We start from the raw sequence: 11,590 nt of genomic DNA, 5'->3' as shown, positions 1-11,590 counted from the left end.
TGTCCAAGCGCTTACACCTATCGGTTGTATTCTGTTAAAGATCGATCAAACAACTAAACGCTGTTTGCTGCTGCTGTGTTGCAGCGAGGAAGCGAACTATACCCACTCCACCAACCATCGTCAACACATTCGTTCAGAAAAACGCCTACTATTTAGCTAACAATTTGTTTTTGAAATTAATTTATTTTTAGAAAATCCTGACTTCGATTAGATTCGGACAGCGAAGCATTCTGTATTAAAATAGCGCCAACTTGGCTAAACCCCACTGCCATCGGGTTTTAGCGAAAAATCCGCGCCCCGTGAGACCGAACGGTGGCGCATTTTTCTTTCGACTGTTTTTCGAGAGCTATGATGCATAACCTTGCTTCACAACGCGCATTGGTCGTGTTGTCTGGTGGACAGGATTCCACTACCTGCTTATTTTGGGCAAAACAACGCTTTGCTGAAGTCGAAGCGATTACTTTTGATTATGGCCAACGCCATCGCATCGAATTGGCGTGTGCCAAAAAAATTGCTGAGTTGGCCGGGGTGAGACAGCATGTGTTACCTATTAATACGTTTTCTGCCATTGGTGGAAACGCCTTAACCGATCCAACGGTATCGCCAACGACCACGACAGAGGCAACAGCGTTACCGAATACCTTTGTGCCCGGACGCAATTTGATTTTTCTGACTTTTGCTGCTGCTTTAGCCTATACCCGTCAAATAGGCCATATCGTTACCGGCGTTGCACAAACAGATTACTCCGGCTATCCCGATTGTCGAGAAAACACCTTAAAGGCTTTAGAGTTGGCAATCAATTTAGGCATGGAGGCACGCTTACAGCTGCACACGCCACTGATGTTCTTAAGCAAAGCAGACACGGTTCAGTTGGCACAACAAGTCGGTGCGATGTCAGCCTTGGCTTATAGTCATACTTGCTATGAAGGACAACAACCACCTTGTGGCCAATGTGCAGCCTGTGTCTTACGTGCTAAAGGCTTTGCTGAGGCGGGTATTGACGATCCTTTAATCAGCCGTCTACAGCAAGAGGGCATCAAATAATGCTCACCTTTCATCATGTCGCCAGTGCCGGCTTTGAAGCCGCACGCCAGTTACCCGCTGCAGCCGATGCCCGAGCCCGTTTACATGGCCACAGCTTTTTTGTCGAAGCCAGCCGCGCCGGTGATGAAGCGGGTAGTTTGGCACAGTTATTAAACATGGCCTGTGCTGAACTCACTTATTCCGACCTCAATCAACGCCTTGCTCATCCAGATGATTTACCGTTAGCACACTATCTACAACAACAGTTGCAACAACACGGCGTGGAGCATGCTGCTATTCGTCTGCGTTCTGCCCCCGGTCGGGGAGCTGATATCACCGACAGCGGTGAAGGACGGATTTGGCTAAAAGTGGATTTTTCAGCAGCACATTATCTACCGCATGTGCCGGCAGGCCATCAATGTGGTCGTATGCACGGTCATACCTTTAGCGTCAAAATCACTGCCCGCGCCAGCGAACATAACCATGCAGCGCTGGAACGCGCTTGGCTGCCACTTTCGTTACAACTGCATCATGCCTATTTAAATGATATTGCTGGGCTAGAAAACCCAACCAGTGAGAATCTTGCCGCTTGGTTGTGGCCACGCTTGGCAGAACCATTGGCAGGTTTAATCAGTGTGACGGTTCATGAAACAGTGACTGCGGGTAGCCGTTTTGATGGCCAACAATTTCGGATTTGGAAAGAACAGCGTTTTGAAGCGGCAGTCCCTTTCGATCAAAGTGGCCGTTATACCGGCGACAGTTATCGGGTCAATCTGCATCTCACTGGCCAATTGGACGAGGTCATGGGCTGGGTGGAAGATTTTGGTGATGTCAAAGCACAGTTTAAGCCAATTTATCAACAACTCGACCATCATCCCTTAGACCAATTACCAGCGATAACACGCACAGATTGTGCAGGCATTGCCGCATGGGTCTGGTTGCATGCTAAACCTTTATTACCCATGTTAAGCCGTGTCGATATTTACGCTGCCAATCAGATGGGCGTGCGCGCCATTGCCAAGGGTTGATATGACTTATACCGTCAAAGAAATGTTTTATACCTTGCAAGGTGAAGGCCGACAGGCTGGACGTGCTGCAGTGTTTTGTCGATTCAGTGGCTGTAATCTGTGGAGTGGGCGTGAACAAGATCGCTCAACAGCAATTTGTCAGTTTTGTGATACCGATTTTGTCGGTGTTGGCCCAGATGGTGGCAAATTTGCGGATGCCGAGGCGCTCGCCGCACGCATTGCCGCCACATGGCAAGGAGTCCCACGGCAGCGGGCTTATGTGGTGTTCACTGGCGGCGAGCCATTATTGCAGCTAGATCGTGCACTGATTGACGCCGTTCATGCTCAGGGTTTTGAGATTGGTGTAGAAACCAATGGCACCATTGCCGCGCCAGCAGGCATCGATTGGTTATGTGTCAGCCCAAAGGCGGGCAGTGAGATTGTGCAAACAAGCGGCCACGAATTAAAGCTCGTTTGGCCACAACGTGGTTTCAGCTCACCTCAAGCCTTTGCAGATTGGCAGTTTGACTATTTTTATTTACAACCGCTGGATGATATTCAACAACGCCAACACACCGCCGAGGCGATAGCTTGGTGTATGGCACATCCACAGTGGCAGCTCAGTTTGCAAACCCATAAGTTAACCGGTATTCGTTAATTGTGCTTTTAGGAAAAGGCCCCATGAGTTTACGTCTTTCTGTCTACGGTCAGGGTTTACACGACCATAGTTTATTATCGGTTTTAGCGGAATCGTGTTTGGCCGATCAGGTTGAACAACGCACACCAGACACCGCCGATTTCTTAGGCGATTTGGTTGAGGCGTCGCCTTTGTTTGCGGCGGTGTGTGAAGCAGCAGAATTAGACTATGCACTGTTACCCGCCAACTGTCGTTTTGCCGACTTTGGTTTATTGGTCAGTGATATGGATTCGACTTTGATTGAGGTCGAATGTATCGACGAATTGGCTGATATGTTGGGGATCAAGGCCCAAGTCGCCGCGATTACCGAACGCTCAATGCGTGGTGAACTGGATTTTGCCGCCTCACTGACAGAGCGGGTGGCGTTGTTAAAGGGGCTGCCGGCCAGTGCTTTAGATGAAGTGTATGAACAACGTATTCGTCTCACCCGTGGCGCAGAGACATTGCTCGCTGCTTGCCAACAGCATCAAGTGAAATTCCTACTGATTTCCGGTGGTTTTACTTTTTTCACCGAACGCCTGAAACAGCGTTTAGGGTTGGATTATGCCGTTGCTAATACCTTAGAAATTGTTGATGGGCATTTAACTGGCCGTATTCTAGGCCCTATTATCGATGCACAAGCGAAAGCCGATCATTTGCACCGCACAGCGGATGAATTGGGACTTTCTTCGGCACAAACCTTGGCGATTGGCGATGGCGCTAATGATTTAAAAATGATTGCAGCTGCCGCGCTTGGCATCGCCTTCCACGCCAAACCGGTGGTAGCAGAACAAGCCGACATGGCCATCCGCTTTGGTGGTTTAGAAGCCCTGCCTAAATTGCTGGGTTAATTTGCTTGTGGAAAGGAGTGTTTGATGTTTCCTACGTTATCAACCGTCAGTTTCGATGCAGTATTGCCCTTATCCTGTGCACACAGTGATGAGGCGGTGCCGCTGTTACGTTGGCAACATGAAGCACGCCTGCTATTGCGTATCTTAACCGCGCCAGCCGTCAATCAGCATGATGATGATGGACAAACCCGCCTCGAAGCCAAATTAGATTTATCGGTGTACTTACAGCTGTTAGCCCAGTTAGACCCCAATTTGCCAGATTGTGTTTGTCGGGTGGGGATGGAGGAAATTGCTTGGCAATCCACCGTACAAGACGATTTAGCCGTCGGTGATCGGGTGGTGGTCAAATTATTACTGGATCCACAGTGGCCGCTGCCGGTGCATTTGCCCTTAGTGATCATTGAGAAAACCATCCACACAGAGACCGCATACACGGTGTTATGTGGGCAAATTGTGGCAGATTTTTGGGATGAATCGTTACAAGCGGTGTGGGAGAAGTGGGTGTTTAGCCGCCATCGGCAAGGCATCCGCCGCCCCCCTTCTCGCACTTAATTTGCCAACGGCAAAGCGGCAATTTCTGGCCGAGCAAACCAATACCCTTGCATATAATTGACACCCATCTGGTGTAAGGTATTGGCCTCGGCTTCGGTCTCAATCCCTTCAGCAATAATCGTAATCTCTAGCTGTTGTGCCACCAGCAACACCCCCGACACAATCGCCTTCTTCACTTGATTTTGATCAATATCTCGAGTTAATTCCATATCAATTTTTAGCACCTGCGGTTGGAAGGTCGCTAACAGATTCAAGCCAGAATACCCCGAACCAAAGTCATCAATCGCCGTGGTAAACCCCTGCCGGCGGTATTCATTAAAGATATTGATCAAATGACTGGCATCAGAAATTTTTTCTCCTTCGGTGACTTCAAACATCAAGCGATTAGCAGGAAAGGCAAAACGCTTGGCAGCTTCTAAAGTAGCGCGGATACAGCTGGCCGGACGATACACTGCATTGGGCAAAAAATTGATACTGAGTTTACAGTTATCTAGATGGTGCAAACCCAATTGTGCTGCTAATTCAATGGCTTTCACACGACACGCTTGGTCGAAACGATAGCGATTGGCATCATTGACTTGACTTAGAATATACCCAGCACCTTGTCCTTGTTCTCCACGAACAAGGGCTTCGTAAGCATAGGGACGACCGGTGCGAACATCGACAATCGGTTGAAATGCCATCGTAAAACCGAACCCCAATGCGCTCAGATCACGACAGGCATCACAGCTAGCAGGTTCAAAGGGTAAGCTGAATTCAGTAGACATGGCATCCTCAACAACCAGAAAAATTTGAAAAAAGTAATGATTTTAATAAAAAATAGTGGCACACTGCAGTAAAGACAAAATAAGCTAGCAACGGTGACAAAAAAACTGTCGTATCGTAAAAAGATTGCAAGCATCTTTTGGCTACAATGATATTTTACAAGAAGTGTGGCACTGCCGACGTCACGGCTTCTTAGCATAGGTCAGTAGCAATGAATAATGATATCGATGATCTGCTTTTCTTTGTGGATGAAACAGCCACAACCAATCCTTTAGCCACCTCACCAAGCTTACCAGCTTGGCAAGTGCTCGTGGTTGATGATGATGCTGATGTGCACGAAGCGACACGCTTCGCGTTAGATGGCATTTTGATTTTTGATCGTCCGTTAACCCTTATCCATGCTTATTCGGCAGCTGAGGCATTAGAACGACTGCGACAGCCCCATGAAGTCGCTGTGATTTTGCTTGATGTGGTGATGGAAACCCACACGGCGGGTTTGGAAATTATTGATGTGATTCGCGGTGAACTTGGCTTGCACAACACGCGAATTATTCTGCGCACCGGACAACCTGGTTATGCACCAGAAATCGATACCATCCGCCGCTATGATATCAACGACTATAAAACCAAAAGCGAACTGACGCGCAATAAACTGTTCACCACTTTGTCTTCAGCTTTACGAACGTATGACCAGCTCTGCCGTTTAGACGCGAGCAAGCGGGGTTTAGAACAAATTGTCGTCGCCAGCCGCCAACTAATGAGCCGGCGCGAGATGCAATGTTTTGCTAAGGCTGCGTTAGCACAGTTAGCACAATATGCAGGTGTCCCAGAAGATGGCTTAATTTGTGGTGGCAATAACCTGCAACAGCCCGCTGAATTCATGGTTTTTGCTGGTGGTGGACGTTATGAAATGGAAACAGGCCGTCCTGCGGGTGATGTTTTACCGAATACCCTGTTACAACGTCTAGACCGCTGTTTAAGCCTGCGTCGCAGTTTGATTGAAGCCGATGGCATCAGTTTATATCTCAGTGGCGCCGAGGGGGATGTGTTAACTGGCTTTTTGCATTTACCACAACCGATTGTGCTTGATCGCAATTTATTTGAAGTCTTTTGTGCCAATATCGCTTTGGGGGGTGACAATGTACGATTGGTCGAAAAACTACAAGAATCTGCCTTTACCGATATTCTGACCGGCTTACCCAATCGCGCAGGCCTGATTGATACCCTCGACCGCTGTATCAAACAACAAGACCTCGATCACTTCGCTTTGGTTTTGATTGATATTGATCAGTTTTCTGCCATCAATGATTTGTTTGGCCATCGTTATGGCGACCAAGTGCTAATTGCCGTTGCCAACCGCTTAGAGCAACATTTTAGTGATGGTTATTTTGTCAGCCGAATTGGCAACGATACCTTTGCGCTACTCGGGGCCAAACACGCTTTAACACCTAGCAATATCCGCGAATTGTTCTCCCGCCCTTTTACTTTAGATGACACTGAACATCAGCTGTCGGTGACCCTAGCTGTGCTATCAGTTGCCGATAGCCACGGCAGTGGTGCGGATCGGCTAAAAGATGCTTGGATTACGATTAAGCGCGCCAAAGCACGCGGCCAAGGACAAGATGCCTATTTCAGTCAGGCCATCAATCGTGAAATGCGCGAGCACACACGCCTCTTACAAGCACTGCGTGAAGCCTTTGAATATAACCGTCTGTTTATCGCGTATCAGCCACAGCTTTGTTGCCGTACCGAGCGGGTTTTAGGTGTCGAGGCGTTGCTGCGTTGGCGGCATGATGATGGCAAGATGATTTCCCCCGCCAGTTTTATCCCAGTGGCAGAAAGCTCAGGCCTGATTGTGTCATTGGGTGAATGGGTTTTGCGTTCGGCATTGAATGCTGTCGGGGCAATGCGCCGTTCTCACCCAGATTTAATCGTAGCGGTAAACGTCTCTGCGGTGCAATTTGCCCACCCTAATTTTCTGAATATGGTGGACTTGACACTTGCCGACAGCGGCATCCCCGCCCAAGCCCTAGAGCTAGAAGTCACCGAATCGGTCGCTATTTTAGGGGCGGAAGCGGTCGAACAAATTTTCTATGCTTTGAAAACTCGCGGCATCAGTTTGGCAATTGATGATTTTGGTACGGGGTTTTCTTCCCTGTCTTATCTGGATCGTCTGCCTGCCGACCGCATCAAAATCGACCGTTCTTTCGTCAACGCGCTGGAAAGCGGCAATCGAGGGGCGCTCATTGCCGAGATGGTGATTCCGTTGGGAAAACAACTTGGGATGAAAGTATTAGCAGAAGGGGTGGAAACCGAAAGCCAAGCCCAAAAACTGCGCGATCTTGGATGTGCTGAAGTACAAGGATTTTTATATGCCAAACCTATGCCGCTGGATGAGATTTTGCCTTGGCTCGAAGAACGGCCTTGATCCCGCCCCGACACGACGCCGTGTCATCCTCATGCCGCTATTGTTGGCAGCGAGTGTGACTGTCAGCGGCTGCCAGCCAGAAACACCGGTACAACTCGCTTTTTTAGGCAGTCTCAGTGGTAAAGGGGCAGATCTCGGTGAATCAGGGCGCAATGGTGCTTTGTTGGCGATTGAAGATGCCAACGCCAATGGTGGCATTGCTGGCCGTGATGTAGAACTATTGGTATATGACGACCAACAAGACCCCAATACGGCGTTACGAGCCTTAGAAACCATTGCTAAACAAGATATTAAAATCGTCATCGGCCCAATGACCAGTTCGGTAGCCGAGGCCATTTATCCAGCATTACAGCGGTTAGAACTGTTCGCCATCAGCCCAACTGTCACCGCCAGTGCCTTACATGGCCAAGCAGACCGTTTCTTTACCATTGCATCGCCAACGCAACGCAATAGCCAAGTCAGTGCCAACAAGCTCTATCAGCAAGGTGCACGGCGCGTAGCGATTATCTACGACACCAGCAACCGCGCTTTCTCACAGGATTGGGCCGACCATTATCGGCAATACTTTACTGCTGCAGGTGGCAAGGTAGTGGCGTTGTTAGCCTATGATGGCAGCCAAAGTGGCAGTTTTGGCCATTTGATTGAACAAGCGAAACGCGCAGAAGCCGACTCGTTGATGTTGGTCAGTGGCGCAGTCGATACCGTGCGTTTAGTACAGTTAGCGAGGAAAGAGGGCGACCCAAGTTGGTATATCGTTGCCTCGTCATGGGCAGCCACAGAGCATCTGATTCAATTAGGTGGGCGTAGCGTTGAAGGGGTGTGGATGACCCAATTTTTTAATCGTGAGCATCAAGCAGCACGTTATCGCGATTTTAGCGTCCGTTACCAACAACGTTTCCGACAGGACCCCGGCTTTGCGAGTGTCACGGCCTACGATGCTACCCAAGCCATTATCCAAGCCCTACGGCAAAAATCCCCACAACAAACCCTAGATCATGCCTTGTTACACACTGGCCCTTATACAGGCTTACAAGCAGAGTGGACATTCGACCGTCACGGTGATGCCAATCGTCCGACCTTCCTCACCATTGTCAAAAATGGTCGCTTTGAGTTGTTCCCTTAAATAATGAAGCCCCTTAGCCTACGCAATTCCCTCATTTCGCTTTTAGTCATCGCCTCTATGCTGACGTTTGCCATTGTGGGCGGTTTGATTTTGTTACTACGCTTGCCACAAATCGAAACCAACAGCCGGATGCAGCTACAAGAACGCTCGGAACATGCCTCGCGTCTACTGGGTTATTTCATGAGTGGCGTTGAAGCGCAGCTCATGCCGTTGTTGGCATTGGCTAAAGAAAACGACTACCAACAACATCCTGAGTCGCTGCAAAGCTATTTAGATGCGATGGCAGGGAAAGGCGATGTCTTTGATGCCGTCTTTGTGGTATCGCAGCGAGGCGATGTGTTAGCCGTTGGTAAACCCCTCGGATCACGCGCCGCAAATCGTGATTTACGCGGTGCAGATTTTTCAGGTAATCGTCTGTTTCGCTATGCTGCACAATCGAATCCTGCGGCTTGGCAGCCAATTTGGAGTGATAACTACCTCTCGCTACTCTCTGGAAAAAATACCGTCGGGGTCGCTTATCGGGTTGGTGGGCTGATTATTATTGGAGAAGCATCAATTGAGCGTGTGTTAGGTATGTTGACACAAGCAACCCGTAACACCTACTCCACCATTACCGTGATTGACAACAGTGGGCAATGGCTAGCGTCATCACAACCGGATGACCCACATCAACACCATAATTTTTCTGGCCATACCATCTTTCAAGCCGCACAAACCGCTAAAACGCTTCCGCCGTATTTAGAACTGGCCGGTCATCGTCATTTAGTCGGTGCCACGCGGTCAGAAAAATTGAATTGGATTATTCTAAGCACCTCACCCGCAGGATTCGACAATATCCACTATCGCACCACGGTATTGCTGGTCGGCTTGGGGTTTTTGGGTTCCATTATCATTAGTCTGTTATTGGCACCACTTTGGGCCAGCCGCATGGCACGTCCCCTGTCTGCCCTTATCGACCGTGCCCATTTAGTGACGACGGGAGATTATGCGTCTAGCTGGCCAAAGAATTTGCCTGTGGCCGAGCTTAACCAATTATCCAATGACTTAGCTGACATGGTGGCGGTCATTAACCAACGTGAAGCCGCCCTCTTACGTACCGAAGAACGCCTCCGCGCCACCTTAAACAATGCCCCTTCCGTGTCGATTCAATGGTATGACGGCCAAGGGAACATCGTATTTTGGAACCCAGCTTCTGAACGGATGTATGGTTACAGTGCACAAGAAGTGGTTGGGGTCAGTGTCGCCAACCGACATTTTATGTACCGCGACCAGCAACAAGTGAATGCCTTGTTGGAGTTATTACAGGACGTTCATCAAAGCGGCAAACCTTTCGGTCCTGCTGAATTTTGCCTACGCCATAAGCAAGGCCATGATATCTATGTCTTAGCAACGTTATTCCCGATTCCCAGCGATGAAGGGCATCCGTTGGTGGTGTGTATGGATGTGGATATCACTGAACAGCGCAATGCTGAACAGGCATTACGAGAATTAAACAGCCTGTTAGAACAAAAAGTACAAGAACGTACCGAGGCACTGTCGCAAAGCAATAGTGAGCTTGAGGCAACCATTGATCACCTAAAAGCCACGCAAGAACAGTTGGTGCAATCAGAAAAAATCGCCGCCTTAGGGAATTTGGTGGCAGGGGTTGCTCACGAATTGAATACGCCAATTGGGAATGGTTTGATGGCAGTATCGACCCTCGGTGAACGCCTGACCGAATTTCAACAAGCACAACAAAGCGGTTTACGCCGTTCTGATTTAGAGAATTTCTTAAAAACGGTCAACAATGCCGGCGAAATTGCTTGTCGCAATTTACAACGCGCAGCCGAACTGGTGAGCAGCTTTAAACAAGTGGCTGTCGACCAAACCAGTGCACAACGCCGTGAATTTGTGTTGTCTGAAGTGGTGCGCGAGATTGTTTTGACACTCGAACCCTCGCTCAAACGTACCCCATTTCACATTGAAAGCGATTTGCCACCCGCCATCCGTTTGGACAGCTACCCGGGGGCATTGGGGCAAGTATTAACCAATTTAATTAACAATGCCGTCTTGCATGGATTTCATGGTCGCGATCATGGCACCATTCATATTCAAGCCAGCCTAGAGCCAGAGTTGCAGCGGGTGCGCTTGTCGGTCTCCGATAACGGCAACGGTATTAGTGCAGAGCATCGAAAACGAATTTTCGATCCTTTTTTCACCACCAAAATGGGACAAGGTGGAACCGGACTTGGCTTACATATTTGCCACAATGCCGTGCAACACATTTTGGGTGGACAGATTTATGTAGAAAGCGAAGTTGGGCATTTCACACGCTTTATTGTGATCTTGCCGCTCAACGCGCCGCATGTTGTCCCTGATGCCGAAGCACCGCGCCCAAGCCTGCCCAGCTTACCGCTGCCACCCAAACCACCGGAATGGTATATCTAACCACGCCAAGCAGGGGGTAGAGCTGTCTCCCAATCCAAAGCTGTTAGCAATTGGGCAAATTCACCGCTAACAGGGGCGGACAACAGTAAGGTTTGTGATTGATGAGGATGTTGGATAGACAGCGTCACCGCATGTAACAACATCCGCCCCACCTGAAATTGCTGTTGGAAAAATCGGTTGTGTACACCCTTACCGTGGGTGGCATCGCCGATAATCGGATGGGCAATGTGTTTTAAATGACGGCGTAACTGATGCCGCCGCCCAGTGTGTGGCGACAGCTGCAACAGGGCATAACGACTTTGTGGATAGCGATCGACAGCAAATGGCAGTTCACAACGCGCCAAGGTTTGGTAGTCGGTCAAGGCGGGTTGTGCATTCAATTGGGCATTGTCGTGTACATATTCGCGTTCATCGGGTTGCCGTGTAATTGGGTGATCAATTTGTCCGTGGTCAGCAGGATGGCCACGCACCACCGCTAAATAAGTTTTCTGTGGTTGTTGATCTGCAAAATTTTCATTCAGCACACGCGCGGTGTGGGCATTCAAAGCAAACAACAACACCCCACTGGTGCCCCGATCCAAGCGATGAACGGGATACACTTTTTGCCCAATTTGATCACGCAACAGTTGTACAGCAAACCGCGTTTCACGGCGGTCGATTTCGCTGCGATGCACCAACAAACCAGACGGTTTATCAATGGCAATCAGATCATCGTCGCGGAAAAGAACTTTCAACATA

General features: G+C 49.2%; 10 protein-coding genes. 8 read left to right on the top strand and 2 right to left on the bottom strand.

Annotated features, from left to right (window positions below):
* The first annotated feature begins 348 nt into the window (after positions 1–348).
* Genes queC through ACYVJG_RS10460 form a run of 5 tightly spaced genes read left to right on the top strand, consistent with a single transcriptional unit; the run spans position 349 to position 4,109 of the window.
* Positions 349–1,044, top strand: coding sequence for a 7-cyano-7-deazaguanine synthase QueC (queC, locus tag ACYVJG_RS10480; protein ID WP_460431006.1), 696 nt, complete (start codon positions 349–351; stop codon positions 1,042–1,044).
* Complete coding sequence (locus tag ACYVJG_RS10475) at positions 1,044–2,051, top strand: 6-pyruvoyl trahydropterin synthase family protein (protein ID WP_460431005.1); 1,008 nt, start codon at positions 1,044–1,046, stop codon at positions 2,049–2,051. Before queC ends, ACYVJG_RS10475 begins: the two co-directional genes overlap by 1 nt.
* A gap of 1 nt (position 2,052) precedes the next feature.
* Positions 2,053–2,688 carry a 7-carboxy-7-deazaguanine synthase gene (gene queE, locus ACYVJG_RS10470; RefSeq protein WP_460431004.1) on the top strand — a complete coding sequence of 212 codons (636 nt, stop codon included), beginning with the start codon at positions 2,053–2,055 and terminating at the stop codon, positions 2,686–2,688.
* A gap of 23 nt (positions 2,689–2,711) precedes the next feature.
* On the top strand, positions 2,712–3,557 hold the full coding sequence (serB, locus tag ACYVJG_RS10465; protein WP_460431003.1) for a phosphoserine phosphatase SerB: 846 nt from the start codon (positions 2,712–2,714) through the stop codon (positions 3,555–3,557).
* Positions 3,558–3,581: 24 nt separating this feature from the next.
* The gene (locus ACYVJG_RS10460; RefSeq protein WP_460431002.1) at positions 3,582–4,109 is read left to right on the top strand and encodes a hypothetical protein; all 528 of its coding nucleotides are present in this window, start codon (positions 3,582–3,584) and stop codon (positions 4,107–4,109) included.
* Here ACYVJG_RS10460 and ACYVJG_RS10455 read toward each other — a convergent pair.
* The gene (locus tag ACYVJG_RS10455) at positions 4,106–4,876 is read right to left on the bottom strand and encodes an EAL domain-containing protein (protein ID WP_460431001.1); all 771 of its coding nucleotides are present in this window, start codon (positions 4,874–4,876) and stop codon (positions 4,106–4,108) included. The two genes, ACYVJG_RS10460 and ACYVJG_RS10455, sit on opposite strands and share 4 nt — an antisense overlap.
* Before the next feature lie 209 nt (positions 4,877–5,085).
* On the opposite strand from ACYVJG_RS10455, the gene ACYVJG_RS10450 reads away from it, so the two are divergent.
* From ACYVJG_RS10450 to ACYVJG_RS10440, 3 genes are read left to right on the top strand one after another with little or no spacing between them, the layout of a single operon-like run.
* Complete coding sequence (locus tag ACYVJG_RS10450) at positions 5,086–7,302, top strand: putative bifunctional diguanylate cyclase/phosphodiesterase (protein WP_460431000.1); 2,217 nt, start codon at positions 5,086–5,088, stop codon at positions 7,300–7,302.
* 31 nt (positions 7,303–7,333) lie between these two features.
* The gene (locus ACYVJG_RS10445; protein ID WP_460430999.1) at positions 7,334–8,425 is read left to right on the top strand and encodes an ABC transporter substrate-binding protein; all 1,092 of its coding nucleotides are present in this window, start codon (positions 7,334–7,336) and stop codon (positions 8,423–8,425) included.
* A gap of 57 nt (positions 8,426–8,482) precedes the next feature.
* Complete coding sequence (locus tag ACYVJG_RS10440; RefSeq protein WP_460430998.1) at positions 8,483–10,852, top strand: ATP-binding protein; 2,370 nt, start codon at positions 8,483–8,485, stop codon at positions 10,850–10,852.
* Here ACYVJG_RS10440 and ACYVJG_RS10435 read toward each other — a convergent pair.
* Complete coding sequence (locus ACYVJG_RS10435) at positions 10,849–11,589, bottom strand: pseudouridine synthase (protein ID WP_460430997.1); 741 nt, start codon at positions 11,587–11,589, stop codon at positions 10,849–10,851. The genes ACYVJG_RS10440 and ACYVJG_RS10435 overlap by 4 nt on opposite strands.
* Position 11,590 lies beyond the last annotated feature (1 nt).

The sequence above is a fragment of the Aquaspirillum soli genome (assembly GCF_054781915.1).
Note: the sequence above shows the minus strand (reverse complement) of the source record. Positions and strands in the feature narration are given on the sequence as shown.

What these genes read in the sequence shown, in the direction of transcription:
- ACYVJG_RS10445 (WP_460430999.1), top strand. Translation starts at nt 7,334, where the DNA reads ATGCCGCTATTGTTGGCAGCGAGTGTGACTGTCAGCGGCTGCCAGCCA.
- serB (WP_460431003.1), top strand. Translation starts at nt 2,712, where the DNA reads ATGAGTTTACGTCTTTCTGTCTACGGTCAGGGTTTACACGACCATAGT.
- ACYVJG_RS10455 (WP_460431001.1), bottom strand. Translation starts at nt 4,876, where the DNA reads ATGTCTACTGAATTCAGCTTACCCTTTGAACCTGCTAGCTGTGATGCC.
- ACYVJG_RS10460 (WP_460431002.1), top strand. Translation starts at nt 3,582, where the DNA reads ATGTTTCCTACGTTATCAACCGTCAGTTTCGATGCAGTATTGCCCTTA.
- ACYVJG_RS10435 (WP_460430997.1), bottom strand. Translation starts at nt 11,589, where the DNA reads ATGTTGAAAGTTCTTTTCCGCGACGATGATCTGATTGCCATTGATAAA.
- ACYVJG_RS10475 (WP_460431005.1), top strand. Translation starts at nt 1,044, where the DNA reads ATGCTCACCTTTCATCATGTCGCCAGTGCCGGCTTTGAAGCCGCACGC.
- queC (WP_460431006.1), top strand. Translation starts at nt 349, where the DNA reads ATGATGCATAACCTTGCTTCACAACGCGCATTGGTCGTGTTGTCTGGT.
- queE (WP_460431004.1), top strand. Translation starts at nt 2,053, where the DNA reads ATGACTTATACCGTCAAAGAAATGTTTTATACCTTGCAAGGTGAAGGC.
- ACYVJG_RS10440 (WP_460430998.1), top strand. Translation starts at nt 8,483, where the DNA reads ATGCTGACGTTTGCCATTGTGGGCGGTTTGATTTTGTTACTACGCTTG.
- ACYVJG_RS10450 (WP_460431000.1), top strand. Translation starts at nt 5,086, where the DNA reads ATGAATAATGATATCGATGATCTGCTTTTCTTTGTGGATGAAACAGCC.